General features: G+C 69.5%; 5 protein-coding genes. 2 read left to right on the top strand and 3 right to left on the bottom strand.

Translation table 11 applies throughout. The features are described 5' to 3' along the window. Positions 1-24: 24 nt before the first annotated feature. Positions 25-16,383 (bottom strand): non-ribosomal peptide synthetase, encoded by a 16,359-nt coding sequence (locus CRP45_RS15060; protein WP_097245613.1) that lies wholly within the window; start codon positions 16,381-16,383, stop codon positions 25-27. Between the two features lie 438 nt (positions 16,384-16,821). Further along, positions 16,822-17,562, bottom strand: coding sequence for a glutamine amidotransferase (locus CRP45_RS15055; protein ID WP_097245612.1), 741 nt, complete (start codon positions 17,560-17,562; stop codon positions 16,822-16,824). Between the two features lie 213 nt (positions 17,563-17,775). Here CRP45_RS15055 and CRP45_RS15050 point away from each other — a divergent pair, with 213 nt between their 5' ends. After that, positions 17,776-18,660: a bile acid:sodium symporter family protein gene (locus tag CRP45_RS15050; RefSeq protein ID WP_097245611.1), complete on the top strand. Its 885-nt coding sequence runs from the start codon at positions 17,776-17,778 to the stop codon at positions 18,658-18,660. Between the two features lie 110 nt (positions 18,661-18,770). Here CRP45_RS15050 and CRP45_RS33845 read toward each other — a convergent pair whose 3' ends face one another. Further along, a complete protein-coding gene (locus CRP45_RS33845; RefSeq protein WP_179830885.1) occupies positions 18,771-18,944 on the bottom strand; it encodes a hypothetical protein in 174 nt (57 codons plus the stop codon). Positions 18,945-19,031: 87 nt separating this feature from the next. On the opposite strand from CRP45_RS33845, the gene CRP45_RS15045 reads away from it, so the two are divergent. After that, entirely contained in the window at positions 19,032-21,077 is a 2,046-nt protein-coding gene (locus CRP45_RS15045) for a M3 family metallopeptidase (RefSeq protein ID WP_097245610.1), read from the top strand. The last annotated feature ends 4 nt before the right edge of the window (positions 21,078-21,081 follow it).

Below are 21,081 nucleotides of genomic sequence, written 5' to 3'. Positions count from 1 at the left end.
ACCCACGCCGATCCCGCCGAGGCCTTACAACCAGGTGCGCAGGACCTCCGCGATGTGGCGGAGAGCCGAGTCGGTGGTCATTCGCCAGTGCGTGGTGTCCACCGGGTGGTTGTGTACGGGGCCGGTGACCGCGGCCGTCCAGGTAGAGGCACCGGCGGAGCCCGTCGGATCATCCTGGGCGGCCGTGAAATACACCAACGGGCCGTCGAACGCGCGTGGGCGGTAGGCCGCGTCGAGGTCGGCCGAAGCGACCGCCGCGTCCACTACTCGTTCGATTCGCTTGGCGCCGAAAGATGCGAACGGTTCCGGCAGCGTGCTCAATTTCCGGGCCAGCTCCGGCAACTCCACGGTCTCGTCCAAGCCGAAATCCGCGACTCGATCGCCGAGCAGTCCACCGAGCAGTTCCGGCACCGAGACGGCGGCGTGGGAATCGACGCCGGAACGCAGATGGCTGTCCATCATGCCCAGCAACGCCACCTCTTCGCCCTCGTCCTGGAGCTGAACCGCCATGGCGTGCGCGAGCACACCGCCGAGCGACCAGCCGAGCAGGTGGTAGGGCCCCTCCGGTTGCACGGAGCGAACGTGCTTGGCGTAGAGCCGCGCCCAGTCCTCGATCGAATCCGGGAGCGGTTCAACCGAACTCAGAGCGGGCGACTGGAGGCCGTAGAGAGGCCGTTCCGTGTCGAGGTGCGCGGTGAGCCCGGCGAACGACCACGCGATACCACCGATCGGGTGGACGCAGAACAGCGGCTCGGCGGCGCCGGAGGTGCGCAGCGGCAGCAGCACGTCGAAAGCGGCTTCCGTGCCCGCGCTTTCGGAGCCGCCCGCGCGGAGCTGGGCGACGATGCCCGCCGGGGTGGGCGCGGTGAACACCCACACCACCGGAATGACCTCGGCCACCGCCTCGCTCAGCCGCGCCGACAACTTGGTCGCGATCAGCGAGTTGCCGCCGAGCTCGAAGAAGTTGTCGTCCATGCCGGTTCGATCGAGGCACAGGACTTCCGCGAACACCTCGCAGACGGTCGTCTCCAGCGCCGTCGACGGAGCGCGGTAGGCGCAGGCGGCAAGTTCCGGTTCGGGCAGCGCCGCGCGGTCGAGTTTTCCTGCCGAGGTGAGCGGGACGTCGTCGAGCACCACGATCGCCGCGGGCACCATGTGCGAGGGCAACGTTCGCGCTGCCCAGTCGATCAAGGAACCGGAGTCCAGGCCGGGCCTGCCCATCACGTACGACACCAGATGAGTTGCCCCGGCCGCGTTTTCCCTGCCGATCGTGACGGCGAAATCCACCTCCGGGTGCGCGGTGAGCACGGCGTCGATCTCGCCGAGCTCGATGCGGAACCCGCGGATCTTCACCTGGAAGTCGGTGCGGCCCAGGCACTCCAACTCCCCCGCCTTGTTCCACGCCACGAGGTCGCCCGTGCGATACATCCGCGTGCCATCCCCGAAGGGGTTCGCCACGAATCGCTCCGCGGTCAGATCCAGCCTGCCGAAGTAGCCTCGCGCCAGCTGCACACCTGCCAGATACAGCTCGCCGGGGACACCGACAGGCACCGGACGCAGGCGCGAATCCAGGACGTACACCTGGCTGTTCCAGACCGGAACGCCGATCGGCACCGCCACCTCGTCGGCCGCTCGCACCGGATGACTGGTGATCGACACGGCAGCCTCGGTCGGGCCGTACACATTGAACAGCGCCGTATGCGGCGCGGCCTCGGCGAACCGCCGCGCCAGCGCGCCGGACAGCGTCTCGCCGATGGCGAGCACCCGGCGCAGCGAATCCGGCAGGCGACGACCCGTGAGCAGGGCGTCCAACATGGACGGCACCATGTACAGGGTCGTCACGCCTTCGCGCGCCATGAGTTCGGTCAGGTACGCGGGGTCGCGATGACCGCCCGGTGCGGCGATCGCCAATCGGCCGCCGCACAGCGCGGGCCACCAGAACTCCCACACCGAGACGTCGAACGTGGCCGCCGTTTTCAACAGCACGACGTCATCGGCGCGCAGACCGAATTCGGCTGTCATCCAGAGCAACTGGTTCACGATCGCGCCATGCGTCACCGCGACGCCCTTCGGGCGACCCGTGGAACCCGACGTGAAGATCACGTAAGCCGTGTGCTCGGCGCGCAACGGAGCGCGGCGATCCAGGTCGGTGAGCACCGAAGAGTCCACCGCCGAGAGGTCCAGCCGATCAAGGCGCACCACCGGCGCGGCGGAGGTCGTGAAATCCGCATCGGCGTCGGTCAGCACGCAGACCGGCGCCGCCGTCTCGAGAATGTACTCGGACCGCTGCGCGGGCTGATCCGGATCCACCGGCACGTACGCACCGCCCGCCTTGCTCACCGCGTACATCGCGACGACCAGATCCACCGACCGCCGAAGGGCCAACGCCACCCGCGACTCCGGACCGACGCCCAGCGAAATGAGGTAGCGCGCAAGGCGATTGACTCGCGCATCCAACTCCGCATAGCTCGTACGCCCGCCGTCGGCGGCGACCAGCGCCACGGACTCGGGCGTGGCGGCGACGGTCGCGTCGAGCAGGGACACCAGCATGGCTCTCGTATCCACCTGGTGCGCGGTGTCGTTCCACGTGGTCAGAATCCGAGCGTTCTCTTCCGGCGCGAGCAGATCGATCGCACCCACCGGCACCGCCGCGTCGGCGGCCACCGCGTCAAGCACCCGGACGAACCGGTCCACGAAACCGCGCACCGTCGACTCGTCGAAAAGGTCTGCGGCGTAGGTGAAGACGCCGCCGATACCGGCGGGCGCGCCGTCCGCGTCGTAGCTGTCGGCCACGATGACGTGCAGATCGAACTGCGAGAGTTGCCGATCCGTTTCCCAGGCGGCGACCGTCAAGCGCGGCAGTTCGATGCGGGCGTCGGCCAGATTCTGGAACGACAGACCCACCTGGAACAGCGGGTGCCGCGCGGTCGACCGCGCCGGATTCAGCACCTCGACCAGTCGCTCGAACGGGATGTCGGCGTGGGCGAAAGCCTGGAGATCGGTATCGCGCTGTCGCGCGAGCAGTTCCGTGAAGGACGAGTCCGGATCGACCCTCGTGCGGAACACCAAGGTGTTGACGAACATGCCGATCAGATCGTCGAGCACCGCCTCGCCGCGACCGGCCACGGGCGTGCCGATCGCGATGTCGTCGGTGCCCGACAGCCGGGCGAGCAGAACCGCCAGCGCGGTGTGCACGACCATGAACAGGGTCGCGTTGTTCGCACGGGCCAGCTCGGCCAGCGCCGCGTGGGTGGCCGGCTCGATGCGCAGCGGCACCGTCCCGCCCGCGAACGACTGCACCGCGGGCCGCGGCCGGTCCCTGGGCAATTCCAGCTGATCCGGGAGACCGGCGAGCGCCTCCCGCCAGTAGGCGATCTGCTCGGCCGCCATCGACCCGGGCTGGTCCTCGCTACCGAGCAGCGCTCGCTGCCACAGCGCGTAGTCCGCGTACTGCACGGGCAGCGGCGTCCACGCCGGAGCTCGGCCGATCGCGCGGGCCACGTACGCCGCCGCGAGGTCGCGGGTCAGCGGACCGCCCGAGAATCCGTCGCCTGCGATGTGGTGGACGACCATGGCGAGCACGAATTCTCGACCTGAACGGAGCAGAGTGGCGCGGACCGGGACCTCCGCGGTGACGTCGAAACCTGCCGAAAGAATCTCCGCCACAGCGGCTTCGAGGTCGACCACGTCCCGTACGCGCAGCTCCGGCACGTCCGGATGACCGATCGGCAGGACGACCTGCACCGGACCGTCCTCGAGCTGCGGATACACCGTGCGCAGGATCTCGTGCCGCCCGACGAGGTCGGTGAACGCCCACCGCATCGCGTCGACGTCGAGCTCGCCGGTCAGGCGGATCGCGACCGGGATGTTGTAGGCGGCCGACTCGGTGTCGAACCGGTTGAGGAACCACATCCGCTGCTGCGCGGGCGAGAGCGGAATGCGTTCCGGCCGTGGCCCGGCCACCAACGCGGGACGGCCGCCACCGGTGAGCTCGGCGAGCTCGCGCGCGCAACCCGCGACGGTGGGCGCGGCGAACAGCAGCCGCACCGGAACCCTGGCATTCACCGCCGCGCCGAGGCGCGCGGTCACCCTGGTGGCCAGCAGCGAGTTGCCGCCGAGCTCGAAGAAGTGGTCGTCGGCGCCGATCCGCTCGCTGCCGAGCACCTCGGCGAAGACCTCGGCGACGATCCGTTCCGAGACCGTGGACGGCTCCCGGTAGGTGCGCGCCGCGAACTCCGGTTCCGGAAGGGCGTTTCGGTCGAGCTTGCCGCCCGCGGTCAGCGGGATCTCGTCGAGCACGACGATCGCCGCGGGCATCATGTGCGCCGGCAGTGCCCGTGCGGCCCACGTCGTCAGTTGGTCGGGATCGACGCGGCCGGTCACGTACGACACCAAAGCGACGACACCGTGGGAGTTCTCGCGGCCGACGGTCACCGCGTAGTCGACCTCGGGGTGCCCGGTGAGCACCGCGTCGATCTCCCCGAGCTCGATGCGGAAGCCGCGGATCTTCACCTGGAAGTCCGTGCGGCCCAGGCATTCCAGCTCCCAGCCGTTGGATTCGGCGTCCGGCACCCACCGGACGAGGTCGCCGGTCCGGTACATCCGGTCGCCGGGCATCCAGGGGTTCGCGACGAAACGCTCCGCCGTGACACCCGCGCGGCCGTGATAGCCGCGCGCCAGCGCCGGGCCCGCGAGGTACAGCTCACCGGTGACACCCACCGGCACCGGATGCAGCCGCTCGTCGAGCACCGCCGCCCACACGCCGGGCACCGGACGACCGATCGTCACCCGCTGTCCCGCAAGCAGAGTCGTATAGGTGGCGCCGATCGTGGCCTCGGTCGGACCGTAGCCGTTGATGAATCGGCGTCCCGGCTGCCACTTGGCCAGCAGGTCGGGCGTGGTGGCCTCGCCACCGGCGGAGACCACCGCCAGGTCGTCCAGGCCGGATGGATCGACCGTGCCGAGCAGCGCGGGCGTGATGATCGTGTGCGTCACCCGCTCCGCGCGCAGCAGTTCGTGCAACTCCACGCCGCCGACGATGTCCGGCGGCGCGATCACCAGTGTCGCCCCGCTGTGGAAAGCGCTGGACAGCTCCTCCACCGATTGGTCGAAGCTGGGCGAACACACGTGCAGCATCCGGTGTTCCGGCGCGAGCCGCAGCATGTCGACGGTGTGGCCGACCAGTCCGCCGAGACCGGCGTGGGTCACCGCGACGCCCTTGGGCAGACCCGTCGAGCCCGACGTGTAGATCACATACGCGGGATGCGAAAGCCGCAGGGGCGCAATCCGGTCCGCATCGGACAGGGGCGCGGCGTCCTGAGCTTCGCATCGGGTGAGTACGGCGGGGTCGTCGAGGACGAGCCAATCCACCGCATCGGACAGGCTCGCCGTCTGCGCTGCGACGGTAATACCCAGCGCAGCACCGGAATCGGCGATCATGTACCGCACCCGGTCCACCGGATAGGTCGGATCGACCGGCAGGTACGCGCCGCCGGCCTTGGCGACGGCCCACACCGCGACGACCAGCTCGTAGGAGCGTCGCATCGCCAGCGCCACCACGGTTTCGGGTGCGACACCGCGCTCGATCAGGACGCGCGCCAGTCGCGAGGACTGGTCGTCGAGTTCGCCGTAGGTGTAGGCGCGCCCCGCGCCGCGCACGGCGATCCGGTCCCGGCCGAAACGCACACCGCGAACCAGCAGGTCGGGGAGGGTGCCCACGGCGACGGGGTCGCCGCCGCCCATCCGGGTCAGCCGCTGGTACTCGTCCGTGGCCAGTAGCGGCAGGTCACCGACGACCGTGTCGGGCCGGTCCGCCACGGTCGTCAGGACGCGAACGAACCGCTCGGCGAACATTTCCGCGTCACGGTCACCGAAACGAGCACGGGCGAAGGACAGTTCGCCGCGTCCTTCCTCGGTGAGCGAGATGGCAAGGTCGCCGACCGCTTCCGGCTGTCCTTCGAAGGACAACGCGACCTGGAACAGCGGATGCCCAGCCGATCGCCCCAGCAGGTCGACCAGCTCGTCGAGCGGAATACCGGCGTGCGCGAATCCTTCCAGCTCGACGCGGTGGGCGTCCGGCAGGATGTCGGCGAACCGCGCGCGCCGATCCAGCCTCGTACGCAACACCACCTCGGCGCGCGAATCACCCGGCACGGGTGATCCGATCGCGATGTCGTCGGCGCCCGAAAGACGCGCGAGCACAACCGCCAAAGCGGTGCGCACCACGGACGACCAGGTCACCCCGGCCGTGTGCGCGAGACGACGCAGTCCACGCTGCGCTTCTTCGGAAACCGAGAACTCGACTCCCCCACGGTCGTTCGACGCCGCAGTGGGCTGCTCACCCGGCAGCTCCAGCTCGGGAAGCCCCGCCAAAGCCGTACGCCAGTAGCGGGATCGGGTGATCGAGTCGTCCGATTCGACGTCGAGCAGCAGCACGGTCTCGGCGGCGGTCCGGTCCGGCGTCGCGACGAGCTCGCCGAGCGCGCGTTGTAGCCGATCGGCGACTGCCCCTGCCGTCGCGTCGGCGACCAAGTCCCGCCGGTACTTCACCTGCACCAGCGTTCGGCTGCCGAGGAAGACCAGCACGGTGATCGGGTAGTGCGTGTAATCGCCCCCGCTGAGGCCGTCGACCCGCAATCCGTCGAGCGCGCCGCTCGCCTGCCGCAGGCCGTCGACGTCGACCGGGTACGACTCGAAGACCAGCATCGTGTCGAACAGCTCGCCCTGCCCGGCGACGCGCTGAATGGCGCCGAGCCCGAAGTGGTGGTGGTCCAACAGCGAGACCTGCTCGGCCTGCACGCCTTCGACCAATGCCCGCATCGTCGTGCCGCGATCGAAACGGATGCGCACCGGAATCGCGTCAACGAACAGGCCGATCATCTCGCCGATGCCGTCGAGCTGCGGCGGGCGCCCGGAGATGGTCGCGCCGAAGACGACGTCGTCGCGTCCGGTGCCCGCCGCGATCACCAGACCCCATGCCGCCTGGAGCACCGTGTTTGCGGTGACCTCGGCCGCGGCCGCGAACGCGGTCAGCGCGGCGGTCTCCTCGGTCGACAGCTCGAATTCGCGGAGGCCGAATCCGTCGCCGGTCGGCGCGGGCCAGGTGAGCTCCGGCGCGAGCATGGTCGGGGTGACGTCCGCCAGCATCTTCGACCAGGCGCGCTCCGCGACGCCCCGGTCCTGCTGCGAAAGCCACCGCAGGTAGTCGCGATAGGGCCGGACCGGCGGCAGCGGCGACGCGTCGCCACCGGTCGCGTACAGGACGAGCAACTCCTTCATCAACAGCGGCATCGACCAGCCGTCGAGCAGGATGTGATGGCCGGTGAGCACGAGGTGGTTGCGGCCGGAATCGGTGCGGTACAACGTGAATCGCAGCAGCGGAGCCACCGCCGGATCGAATTCGGTGCGCTGCTCGGCGGCCAGCAGGCCGGGCAGATCGGCGTCGGCGATGCCCTCGACGATGCGCCACGGCATGTCGAGGTCGTCCACCACCAGCTGCACCGGCGTCCCGTCGGCCGCGGTGACGAAGGCGGAGCGCAGGTTCGCGTGCCGATCCAGGATGGTCTGCGCGGCTCCGCGCAAGCGGTTCGTGTCCAGTTCGCCGGTCAGCTCGGCGGCCAACTGGATGATGTAGGCGTCGACCGATCCGGCCAGCAGCTCGATGAGCACCAGGAGCGAGGACTGTAGCGGCGAGAGCGGCAGGACGTCCGACAGCGCAGGGTAGTCCCGCCGCCAGCGGTCCAGCTCGGCTTGCGAGACCCGCACCAGCGGCACATCCGAGGGCGTCAGGCCACCCGCCGCCGGGTGCCGGACGTGGTCGGCGACGGCGGCAAGCGCGGCCGTCCACTCGTCGGCCAGTTCCCGCACCGCCGCCTCATCGAGGATGCCGCTCGCGTAGCGGAAGCTCGCCTCCATGCGCGGGCCGGTCGCGGTGTCGGCCACGATCGCGTTGATGTCGATGACCGCGCCGACGGGCAGGGCCGGATCGTGCTCGATGTCGATCTCACCGAGATCGGCTGTCGGCAACCAGCTTCCGTCGGTCTGGTCGATCTGACCGCCCGCCGAAGCGCGCCCGAGATAGTTGAAGCCGATCTGGCCCATGTCGCCGGTGAGCAGTCCGGCGGTGTCCGGGTTGAGATGGCGCAGCATACCGAAGCCGATGCCTTTGTCCGGCACCGCGAGCAGTTGCTCCTTGACCGACTTCAGCACGTCGGCGAGGACCGCGCCGTCGGTGAGCGCGTGCGCGGTGTCGATGTCCGACAGGTCGATCGCGACGGGGTACACGCTGGTGAACCAGCCGAGGGTACGGGTGAGATCCGCTCCGGGAACGACGGTTTCCTCGCGTCCGTGGCCCTCGAGGCGGATGCGGGTCGTCGGGGAGTCGACACCGCGCCGAGCCCGCCACGCGCGCACGGCCAGCGCCAGCGAGGCGAGCAGGCCATCGTTGACGCCGCCGCGATACAGCGCGGGCAGCGTGGTCAGCAGCGCCTCGGTGACCTCGACCGGCACCCGAACCGTGATCGACCGCATGGTCGGCTCGGTGTCGAGTGCGCAATCGACGGCGCGCGCGCCGAGCAACGGATCCGGCGTGGCGAGCACCTGCTGCCAGTGGCCGACCTCGGCGGCTCGCTCCGCGCGGGTCGCGGCCTCGGAAAGTCCGTGCGCCCAACGCCGGAACGAGGTGCCGACCGCGGGCAGCGCGATCTCCTGACCCGCCGCGCGCTGCGCCCAGGCCACGGCTAGGTCGGGAATCAAGATGCGCCACGACACCCCGTCGATGACGTAGTGGTGCGCGGCGACGGCGAGCACGTCGCGCCCGCCGGTCCTGCGCAACCAGGTGAAGGCGATCATCCTGGCGGCCGCCGGATCCAGCGCACCCATCGCCGAAGCCATTGCTGCGCTGCCGATTCGGGTCAACTGGGCACCGTCGACAACGGGCACGTCGACTTCGGTCAGCAGTGCGTCGGCATCGACCGCATCGCTCGGCAGCGCTTCGAACCGCCACCGGCCACCGTCCTGCCATACCCGGGAACGCAGCACATCGTGGTGGTCGAGCACCGCCGCGATGGTCGCGACGAGTCCGGCGCGATCGATGCCCTCGGGCAGCGCGAGCACCGCGGTCTGGGCGAACCGGTCGCAGGAGCCGTTGGCAAGGAATTCGGCGAGCACCGGCGTCGGCGGAATCTCGCCGACGCCGCCACCGGGCAACTCCGCCAACACCATTGGGGCCGCGTCGCCGCAGACGGACGCGACGCGCGCCAGCCCCGCGACGGTCCGGTGTTCGAAGACATCGCGCGCGGTGAACACGATCCCGGCCGCCTTGGCCCGCGACACCAGCTGGATCGACATGATGCTGTCGCCGCCGATCGCGAAGAAGGAATCGTTCACCCCGACCGTCGCCACACCGAGCACCTGGGCGAACAGTTCGGCAAGCCGCGCTTCGACGGGACTCGACGGAGCGCGGGTCGGCGTCGTCTCGAAAACGGGTTCCGGCAGCGCCTTTCGATCCAGCTTGCCGTTGGTGGTCAACGGGAATTCGTCGAGCACGACGATCGCCGACGGCACCATGTGCGCCGGAAGAATTGTCGCCGCGTGCTCGGTGAGCCGCGCCGTGTCCACCGTGCGGCCCGGCGCCGCGAGCACATACGACACGAGCGCCGTCGATCCCGACGCCAGCTTCCTTCCGACGGTGACGGCGAACTCGACGTCGTCGTGCCCGCCGAGGACCGCGTCGACCTCGCCGAGTTCGATGCGGAAACCGCGCACCTTGACCTGGGTGTCGGCGCGCCCCACGTACTCGAGCTCCCAGCGCGCCGAGGGCGATGCGGCGTACCAGCGCACGACGTCACCGGTGCGGTACATCCGCGCGCCGGGAGCGCCCCACGGATTGGCGACGAATCGCTCGGCGGTGAGCCCGGCGCGGTTCCGATAGCCGCGAGCCAGGCCGTCGCCCGCCAGATACAGCTCACCCGCGACACCGGGCGGCACCGGGTTCAGCCGCGCGTCCAAGACCAGCGCGAACACGCCGTCCACCGGCGTACCGACCGTGATGCGCTGCCCCGCAACCAGTTCCGCGTACGAGGCGGCGATGGTCGCCTCGGTCGGACCGTAGGCGTTGAGGTAGCGGCGGCCCGGTTGCCACTTCGCCAGCAGTTCCGTGGTCGTCACATCGCCGCCGACACACAGCATCTCCAGCGTGTCCAGCCCCGCCGGGTCGACGGTGCCGAGCAGCGCCGGGGTGAAGATCGCGTGCGTGACCGCCTCGGTGCGCAGCAGATCGGCGAGTTCCGATCCGCCGACCACGGTCGACGGCACGATGACCAGCGTCGCCCCGACGGAGAACGCGCTCCCCCACTCCAGCACCGAGGGGTCGAAGCAGGGGGAGCAGAGGTGCAGGAACCGGTGGTGTGGCGCCAGCCGGTAGCGGCGCACCGAATCGCCGAGCAGACCGGCGAGGCCGCTGTGGGTCACGGTGACGCCCTTCGGCACACCCGTCGAACCCGACGTGTAGATGACGTACGCGGGATGCCGCATATGCAGTGGCGCAAGGCGATCCGCGTCCGTCACCGGGTCCGCCGACTGCGCGCGGCAGATCTCTTCCGTCGCGGGATCGTCGAGAATCAGCCAGTCCACGCCGCCGGGCAACCGATCGGCGTATTCCGCGACGGTGACGCCGAGCATCGCGCCCGAGTCGGACACCATGTGCCGCACCCGCTCCACGGGGTAGCCGGGATCGATCGGCACGTGCGCGCCACCGGCTTTGGCGATCGCGAGGGCCGCGAGCACCATGTCGGCGGAACGCGGGAGAGCGACGGCGACGAGACGCTCCGGGCCGACGCCGCGCCGGATCAGCGCGCGCGCCAATCGGGAAGTGCGCTCGTCGAATTCGCCGTAGCTGATCGACCGGCCACGGTAGCGGACCGCGACGCGGTCGCGGCCGAGGGCGACTCCGCGGGTCAGCAGATCCGGCAGCAGGGCGGTGTCGATGGCGCCCTCGGGGGCGACGCGGGTCAGCAGGGCGTGTTCGTCGGCATCGAGCAGCGGGAGGTCACCGACGGACGTCTCCGGCCGGTGCATTGCGGCTGTCAGTAGCCGGAGGAAGCGTTCGGCGAAGACGCGGATGGTCTGCGGATCGAAGAGTGCGCGGGAGAAGGTGAAGTCCGCGGCGATGCCAGCGGCGCGCTCGCTGATATGCAGGGAAAGATCGGGTTTCGCCGTGGAGGTATCGGCAGCCGATTCGGAAAGCGTTCTTGCCGTGTCATTTTCGGAATCGGAAGGTCGGCCGTTCGCAGAGAACATCGTTTGCACCAGCGGATGGCGCGCGTCCGACCGCTCCGGTTCGAGCAGTGCCACCAAGCCGTCGAACGGTAGGTCCGCGTGTCGGAACGCCTGTAGGTCGATGTCTTTCGTCTGCGATAGCAGGTCCGCGAAGGACATGCCGCCAGGGACTCGGGTGCGCAACACCAGCGTGTTCGCCGATCCGTCGACACAGGGCGTACCGATCGCGATGTCGTCGGTGCCCGATAGTCGGGCAAGCAATACCGCGAAAGCCGCGTGGACGACGGTGAATACCGTCGTCTCCTCCGCATCCGCGACCTGCCGCAACCGGTGGTGCAGCTCGGCATCGATCTCGAAGTCGATCCGGTCCTGCGCGGCCGCCTGCGCCGCGAGCCGCGGGCGATCAGTAGGCAGATTCAGTTCGTCGGGCAGCCCGGCGAGCGCGGTGCGCCAGTACCGCGTCTGCGCGATCAGATCGTCGCGCTCGTCCAGCGACTCCATCGTCTCCGCCAGCGTGCGCTCCGGCGCCGCGACGAATTCGCCGAGCAGCGAACGCAACCGGTCCGCGAGCGCCCGCGCGGTGGCGGGGGTGACGGCGTCGTTGCGGTGCTGCACCTGTAGTCGCAGTTCCGCGCCCAACTCGACCTGGATCGCGACGGGGTAGTGGGTGAAGTTGACCCCTTGCAGGTCGACGATTTCCAGCCCGTCGATCGTCCCGTAGGCCGCGCGCAAGCCGTCGGCGTCGACGGGATACGACTCGTAAGCCAGGATCGAGTCGAACAACTCGCCTGCTCCGGCGGCGCGCTGAATGTCGGCAAGTCCGACGTGGTGGCCTTCGAGCAGCGAAGCCTGTTCGGACTGAAGCTGTTTCAGCAGCTGCCGCACCGAGATATCGGCGTCGAACCGGACCCGAACCGGGACCGTGTTCGCGAAAAGGCCCACCATCTCGTCGACTCCGTCGAGCTGCGGCGGCCGACCGGACACCACCGCGCCGAAGACCACGTCCGTACGCCCGACGCAGGCCGCGAGCACGAGTCCCCACGCCGCCTGCACCACCGTGTTCACCGTGACCTCCGCCGCCGCGGCGAACGCCGTCAATGCCGCCGTCTCGTCCTGCGACAGGTCCGCGGCGCAGTCGCCGTAGCTGTCGACGGGGTGCGCCGGCGGCGCGAGGGACGCGGCGAGCATGGTCGGTGTCGTACCGGCCAGCGCGTCGCGCCATGTGCTGAGCGTGGTGTCCCGGTCGTAACGCGCGAGCCACGCGAGATAGTCGCGGTACGGCCGAATCCGCGGCAGCGGCGTCGAATCGCCGTCTGTCGCATAGAAGATCAGCAGATCCTTCATCAGCAACGGCATCGACCAGCCGTCCAACAGGATGTGGTGCGCGGTCAGCACCAGGTGCGTGCGCCCGGAATCCGTGCGGTACACCGTGAATCGCAACAGCGGCGGTGTGGCCGGATCGAATCCGAGGCGCTGTTCGGCGGCGAACAGCGTCGCCACGTCGGCGTCGGGTGTGTCGACGACCCGCCACGGCACGGCGAGTCCCTCGCTCACGAACTGAACCGGTGTGCCCTCGGCCGAGGAGCCGAACGCCGAACGCAGGATCGCGTGCCGATCCAGCATCGCCTGCGCCGCCCTGCGGAGCCGATCGAGATCGATGTCGCCGGACAGTTCCACCGCCAGCTGCAACAGGTAGGGGACCGCGCCGGGCGAAAGTTGGGTCAGGAACAGCAATCCGAGCTGAAGCGGCGAGAGCGGCAGCACGTCGGCCAGACCCGGCCGCTCCCGCCGCCAGGTGTCGAGCTCCGTTTGGGTGACCCGTACCAGCGGGACGTCCGACGGAGTCAGGCCACCGGCGGACTGGTCCTGCACGTGCCTTGCGAGCACGGTCAGTGCGGCGACCCAGTATTCGGCCAGCTCCCGGACGGCCGCCTCGTCGAGGATCTCCGACGCGTACGCGAAGGACGCGGACAGTTGAGCGCCGGAGTCGGTGTCGGTGACGAGCGCGTTGATGTCCACCACGGCGGGCGCCGGCATGTCCGGATCGGGCGCGGCCTCCGGATCGCCCCAGTCGGCGGTCGGCAGCCAACTCCGGTCGGTCAGCCCCTCCGGCATATCGCCCGCGGAGATCCGTCCGAGGTAGTTGAAGCCGATCTGGCCGAGCGCGCCGCCCAATTCCGCAGCGGTGTCCGGGTTCAGGTGCCGCAGCATGCCGAAGCCGATGCCCTTGTCCGGCACCGCGAGCAGTTGTTCCTTCACCGCCTTGAGCAGCGCCGCGGTCGCCTCGCCACCGCGCCAAGCCGCCTCGGCGTCGATGCCGGACAGATCGAGCGCGACCGGGTACATGGTGGTGAACCAGCCGACGGTGCGAGTCAGATCGGCGCCTGCGACGGTGGTTTCCTCGCGGCCGTGCCCTTCGAGCCGCACCCTGGTCGCCGCGGCATCGACACCCCTGTTCGCCCGCCACGCACGAGTCGCCACTGCCAACGCCGCGAGCAGTCCGTCGTTGGTTCCGGCCCGGTACAACTTCGGCAGCTCGGTCAGCACCGCCCGGGTGACCTCGGCGGGCGCCGCGACGGTGAAGCGCCGGACCGTGTCGGCCGTGTCGATGACCGGATCGAGCGGTCGCGCGCCCAACGGCGGATCGGCGATGGCGAGAGTTCGCCGCCAGTAAGGCAATTCGCCGGAGCGGTCCGCGGCGGCGTCGACCAGACCGTGCGCCCACCGCCGGAACGACGTGCCGACGCCGGGCAGGGCGATCCGCTGCCCTGCGGCGTGCTGGGCCCAGGCGGTCACCAAGTCCGGGATCAGGATTCGCCAGGACACGCCATCGATGACGTAGTGATGCGCGGCGACGATCAGGGCGTCGCGGCCGTCCGGGCGGGTCAGCCAGACGAAGGCGATCATCCGTCCCGCCGTCGGGTCCAGCGTGTCCAGCGCGGAATCGAACGCGGCGCTTGCTGTTTCACGCAGTGCGTCGATGTCCACGCCCGCGGCGACGTCGACGCGAGTCAGCAGTGCGTCCACATCCAGCGTGCCGGGCGGCAGGGTGTGCAGCCGCCACTGCCCGTCGACGGATCGGATTCGGGCGCGCAGCATGTCGTGGTGATCCAGCACCGCCGCGAGCGTGGTCACCAGGGCCGACCGATCGATCTGTTCGGGCAGCTCGAGCACCATGTGCTGAGTGAATCGGCCGACGGGCTTGCCGCCGGACAAGTAGGCGGCGAGCACCGGAGTCAGCGGCATCTCACCGACCCCGCCGCCCGGCAGCTCCGCGAGTACGGGCGCGGACTCCCCGCCGATCACCGCGACCCGCGCCAACCCCGCGACGGTGCGGTGCTCGAACACATCCTGGGGCGTGAACGAGATACCAACCGCCCTGGCCCGCGACACCAGCTGGATCGACAGGATGCTGTCTCCGCCAATGGCGAAGAACGAATCCTCCGCGCCGACCCGCCGCACACCGAGCACCTGCGCGAACAACTCGGCGATCCGGGATTCCACCGGACCCTCCGGCGCGCGCGAGACGGCCGCCTCGAACACCGGCTCCGGCAAGGCCTGGCGGTCGAGTTTTCCGTTGGGGGTCAACGGAATCGCGTCGAGCGCGACGAACATGGACGGCACCATGTGGCCCGGCAGCGAGGTACCGGCGAAGCGCGACAGCTCACCGAAATCGAGCGAAATACCCTCGCGCGGAAGGACATAGGAGACCAGGACGGTCGCGCCGGAGGGTGCGACCTTGCCGAGGGTCGCGGCATATTCGATATCGGGATGTGCGGTGAGCGCGGCGTCGATCTCGCCGAGTTCGATGCGGAAGCCGCGGATCTTCACCTGGAAGTCGGTGCGGCCCAAGTACTCGATGTCTCCGTCGGCGGTGCGGCGCACCAGGTCGCCGGTGCGATACATCCGCGACCCCGGCGTGGCGCCGAAGGGATTGGCCACGAACCGTTCCGCCGTGAGCCCGGGCCGCCCGAGGTAACCCTGGGCCAGCGCCGGACCGGACAGGTAGAGCTCGCCGGTCACTTCGGCGGGCACCGGACGCAGCCGCGCGTCCAGCACCACCGCGCCGATGCCGGGCAGTGCGGCGCCGATGGTGATCGGCCGGCCCGGCGCCAGCGCGGTGCTGCCGGTCGCGAGGATGGTCGCCTCGGTGGGGCCGTAACCGTTGTAGAAGGAGCGTCGCGCGTCCGCCCATCGCTCGACCAACGCGGGACCGAACGCGTCACCCGCGACGACGACGACCCGCAGATCGTCCAGCCCGGCCGGATCCACCGACTCCAACGCGGCCGGCGTGATCAGCAGGTGCGTGACGCGTTCCCGGCGAAGCAGGTCGGCCAGCTCCGGGCCGCCGAACACGGTCGGCGGCGACACCACCAGCGTCGCGCCGGAGCCGAAGGCGAGCAGCAGCTCGAGCACCGACACGTCGAAGTTCGGGGAACACACGTGCAGCACCCGCGCGCCGCCGTCGACCTCGTAGCGTTCCCGCGCGGCGGTGACCAGGCTCGCCAGGCCCGCGTGCGTCACGGCGACGCCCTTCGGCCGACCGGTCGAGCCGGAGGTGTAGATGACGTAGGCGGGATGCTGTTCGGTCAGCGCGCGGACCCGGTCGACATACGAGATCGGGTGCGCGGGCTGGGCCGCGATCCGCTGCCGGTGCGCGGGGTCGTCGAGCTCGAGCCAGTCGATGCCGGCGCCGAGGCGCCCGCGGTGCGTCGAGTCGGTGAGGCCGAGCACCGCTCCTGAGTCGGCGACGAGGTAGGCGATGCGGTCCGCGGGCAGGGTCGGGTCGACCGGCACGTAGGCCGCTCCGGTCTTGGCGACGGCCCAAACGGCCAGCACGGACTCGATCGAACGGGTGAAGCCGATGGCGACGACGTCGCCGGGGCCGACGCCGCGCTCGATCAGTTCGCGCGCCAGTCGCGAGGAGGCTTCGTCCAGCTCGGTGTAGGTGAGTTCGCGCCGATCGCCGGGCTCGCCGGTCGGGTCATAGCTGATGGCGATCGAGTCGGCCGCGGACTCGACCGCGGCGGTCAGCAGTTGGACGAAGAGCGGGCTACCCGACCTGCGACGAATTCGACCCCGAACAGCACGACGAACTCCATCCATCCGAGTACTACATCCCTCTCGCGTCCAGCCCGCAGATTTCGTCGAGACCCACGAACCCGGTCGGACGACCCGCTGCGAGCGGGCCAGTGTCTAACAAAGCAAGCGAGAAGGAATCGATTTACAGGGGGCATTTTCGGCAATTTCGGCCCCTATCAGACCACAGGTCGCGCCGTGATGAGATGTCAGCCACATTCGCCCAGGCAGGGGCACACCCGAGCGATTGCCAGATCTTAGCCAGACCTCCTGTGACCCAGACAGCTGGCCTTAGCCGGTTCCGCACCGACGGGCCCGTCGATACCACATCGCGGCGCGACGCGACGGCGATTGGACTCGTTCGAGACACCTTGCGTGGGTTGTACCAAGATCGCCTGGCGATTGCTTCAGCGCGTACCGGGACGGTCTCGCGGCCTATCGCCCGCCGGGCGAGGGGCGGATCACTTACTCGTCGACGCGGTATCGGGTGACGAATCGGCGCAGAATCTCCGGCGGAACCGTGATCGACTCGCGGTGGCCCAACTCGGTGAGATAGTCCGCCTCCTCGGGCGCGAAGTACCCCGCGTGGCGATAGGCCTCGATACGGATCGCGAGGCCGTTGCCGTCCAGCTCGGGGTGGAACTGGGTCGCGTACACGTGCCTGCCGGTGCGGATCATCTGCACCGGGCAGCCGGACGACCCCGCGAGCAGGGTCGCGCCGGGCGGCACCTCCTGACAGGCCTCCTTGTGGCCGACGAAGGCGCGGAACGACCGCGGCAGGTCGCGCAGGAGCGGGTCTTCGTCCGCGCGATCGGCCAGTTCGATGGTCTGCGCGCCCGCGGTCTCGCCGTATCGGTCGCCGCCGACCTTCCCACCGAGCACGTCCGCGAGAATGCCCAGGCCGTAGCAGGCGCCCAGGTACGGGAAATCGCGGCCGACGATCTCGATCATCAGCTTCTTCAGACGGGGCTCGAAGCGCCGCTGGTAGGGATACTTCTGGTCCTCCGGACTACTGACGTTGCTCGGGCCGCCGCCGACGATCACCGCCGAATAGTCGTCGAGGTCGATGTGCGGGAACTCCTCGTCCATCTTCACCCGCACCACATCGTCGGCTTGGAGCTCGCCGGCGCGCAGGATCGCGCGATACTCGTCGTCCGCCGCGGCACGCTCGGGCCGCAACTGCAAGAGCAGGCAGGGCTTGGCCATATACCGATTGTGCAAGATCGGTGACCACTGGCGAGGGAAGTCCGCACGGCCCCGAGTTTCGGTGGCCAACCTTTCCAGGTCAGTCGACCGGCGTGGCGCAGCTCGACGCGGCCGAATTGGTTGCGACGTACGTCACACACCGCTACCCTCCATTCATTCTGAGACGAATTGGTCTCAGATGTGGGCTTCGGCCCGCGAATGCTGAGGAAGAATATGGACTCTCCGCTCGTATCCGTCGGTCTGCCAGTGGCTTTGGCCGTGATCATGTTCGGCCTCGGGTTGTCGCTGACGGTCGCGGACTTCACCCGCATCGCCCGGAACCCGAAGACCGTGGCGATCGCGCTCGCCTGCCAGCTGGTGGTGTTGCCGATCGTCGCCTTCGGACTTGTGCTGCTGTTCGATCTGCCGCCGATCCTCGCGGTCGGCATGATGCTGCTCGCGTCCTCGCCGGGCGGGACGACCGCGAACCTGTTCAGCCATCTGTTCCGCGGCGATGTCGCGCTGAATGTGTCGCTCACCGCGGTCAATTCGATCATCGCGGTGGTCACGGTGCCGCTGGTGACCAACTTCGCCATCGACTACTTCGATCCCGACGAGGGCGCGGGCACGGTCGGCCTGCAATTCGGCAAGGTCGTGCAGGTGTTCGCGATCGTGCTGGTCCCGGTCGCGATCGGGATGGTGGTGCGGCGGCTGTCCGGCGCGTTCGCCGACCGGATGGACCGGCCGGTGCGCATCGGCTCGGCGCTGACGCTGACGCTGGTCGTCATCGGCACCATGGTCGCCGAGCGCGACAACCTGGTCGACTACGCCCTCGACGTCGGCGCGGTCACCACACTGTTCTGCCTCGTCAGCCTGACCGCGGGCTACTTCCTCCCCCGCTGGCTCGGCGTCTCCGACCGCCAAGCCATCGCCTGTTCGATGGAGGTGGGCATCCACAACAGCACCATCGCGATCACCATCGCCATCAGCGTCCTGGACAGCACCGAAATGGCCGTTCCCGCAGCGGTTTACGGCGTCCTCATGTTCCCCCTCGCCACCGCCGTCGGCTGGCTCCTCACCCGCAGCCAACCCCGCCCCGCCCTCGCCGAAACCAGCTGAGGTCCGTCGGCGGAGGACATCTCCCCGACCGGCACGGCCGCGCAATCGCCGCTCGCCCGCACGCGCACGGCTGCCGCCGTCGATCCAGCGCAACGTCGGCAGATCGACGGCTACCCCCGCGGCAGATCGTCGGCCGAGCCCTCGTTCGACCGAGCCGGGGCGGACAATCGGACCACGCCCGCGTCCAGATCCACGTCGACGCGCGGCTCGTGCACCTGTCCGTCGCTGTCCTCGCCGCCCTCGTCGGTCAGCTTGTTGCCGAACAGTTCGCCGATAATGCCCACGCCTCCACGATAGCCGCGGCGGCGGCGGGCAGTCGGGCGCTGCGGGAACCGGTGTCGGGGGTATGGGGGCGGGCATAGAGTTCTCGTATGACGAGCAACCCGTTCTTCGAGCGCAGTGCGCTGCCCTACGAGCTGCCGCCGTTCGCGGAGATTCGCGACGAGCATTATCTGCCCGCGTTCGAGCGGGGGATGGCGGAGCAGTTGGCCGAGATCGGGGTGATCACGGGCGGGGCGGGGAAGCCGACGTTCGAGGATACCGTTGTGGCGCTGGAGCGTTCGGGGGCGCTGCTGACGCGGGTGGCGAATGTGTTCTTCAATATCGTCGGGTCGGATTCGAACGAGCGGATCGAGGCGATCGAGGCGGAGGTCTCGCCGCTGCTCGCGGCGCACCGGGACGCGGTGTATCTGGATCCGAAGCTGTTCGCCAGGATCGACACGTTGTTCCGGGAGCGGGAGCAGCTCGGGCTGGACGCCGAGGAAGCGCGGCTGTTGGAGCAGTACCACATTCGGTTCGTCCGGGCGGGCGCTCGACTGGATGCCGAAGGGCAGGCGAGGTTACGCGAGCTCAATGCGGAATTGGCCACGGCGGCAACGGAGTTCGGGCAAAACTTGCTCGCCGCGACCAATGCCGCGGCGCTGGTCGTCGAGAGCGAGAAGGAGCTGGCCGGGCTCGGGTCGGCCGCGGTCACGGCCGCGGCCGAGAACGCCCGTTCGCTTGGCCGGGAAGGGGCGTGGGCGCTGCGCCTCCAGAACGTCTCGAATCAGCCCGTTCTCGCCGAGCTGGCCGACCGCGAGGTGCGGCGCAGGATGCTGGCGGCCTCGCTCGGGCGCGGATTCGGGGCGGAGGGTCGCAACGCCGACCTCGCCGTCCGAATCGCCGCGCTACGGGCCGAGCGAGCGGCGCTGCTCGGCTACCAGGACCACGCGGCCTACGCGGTGGCAGACCAGACCGCGAAAACCGCGGAGGCGGTGGAAGAGATGCTGGGTCGACTGGTTCCGCCCGCCGTCGCCAACGCCGAACGGGAGGCCGCGGAGCTCGCGACGGCCATGCGCGCCGACGACAGCGACGCCGAACTGCGCGCGTGGGATTGGCAGTTCTGGTCGGAAAAGCTGAAGGCGGAACGCTTTTCGCTGGACACCGAGGCGTTGCGCCCCTACTTCGAGCTCGAGCGGGTGCTGCGGGACGGCGTGTTCTTCGCCGCGGAGCAGGTTTACGGGATCAGCTTCGCCGAGCGCGCGGATCTGGCGGGCTACCACCCGGAGGTCCGCGTCTTCGAGGTGTTCGACGCCGACGGCAGCGCGCTGGGACTGTTCCTCGGCGACTTCTTCGCCAGGCCGTCCAAGCGCGGCGGTGCGTGGATGAACGAATTGGTCAGCCAGTCGCGGCTGCTGGGGACGCGGCCGGTGGTGGTCAACAATCTCAATATCGCGAAGCCGCCCGCGGGCGAGCCCGCCCTGCTCACCTGGGACAACGTCCGCACGCTCTTCCACGAGTTCGGGCACGCGCTGCACGGCTTGTTCTCGGATGTGCGGTTCCCGTTCTTCGCGGGGACCGAGGTGCCGCGCGACTTCGTCGAATTCCCCTCGCAGGTCAACGAGATGTGGATGGACCGGCCGGAGGTGCTGGCCAACTACGCCAAGCACGTCGAGACCGGCGAGCCGATGCCCGCCGAGCTGGTCGAGCGGATGGCCGAGGCCGCACGGTTCGGCGAGGGCTTCCGCACCGTCGAGTACCTGGCAGCCGCGTTGCTGGACTGGGCGTGGCACCGCGTGCCCGGTCCGGACGCGCTCGCGGATGTCGACGCCGAGGCGTTCGAGCGGCAGGCGCTCGAGAAGGCGGGGGTCGCCATGGAAGCGATCCCGCCCCGATACCGGACCGGCTACTTCGCCCATATCTTCTCCGGCGGCTACGCGGCGGGCTACTACTCCTACATCTGGAGCGAAGTGCTGGACGCGGACACCGTGCAGTGGTTCGAGGACGGCGCCGCACCCCTCCACGAGAAGGGCGAGATCTTCCGGCGCGAACTGCTCTCCCGAGGCGGTTCGGTGGACCCGCTCGCGGCCTTCGAATCCTTCCGCGGCCGCGCACCGGAGATCGAACCGCTCCTGACCCGCCGGGGGCTGGTGAGCTGATCCG

Source organism: Nocardia amikacinitolerans (assembly GCF_900215415.1).
GTDB lineage: Bacteria > Actinomycetota > Actinomycetes > Mycobacteriales > Mycobacteriaceae > Nocardia > Nocardia amikacinitolerans.
The sequence above is the reverse complement of the archived record's forward strand: the minus strand, read 5'-3'. Positions and strand labels throughout refer to the sequence as shown.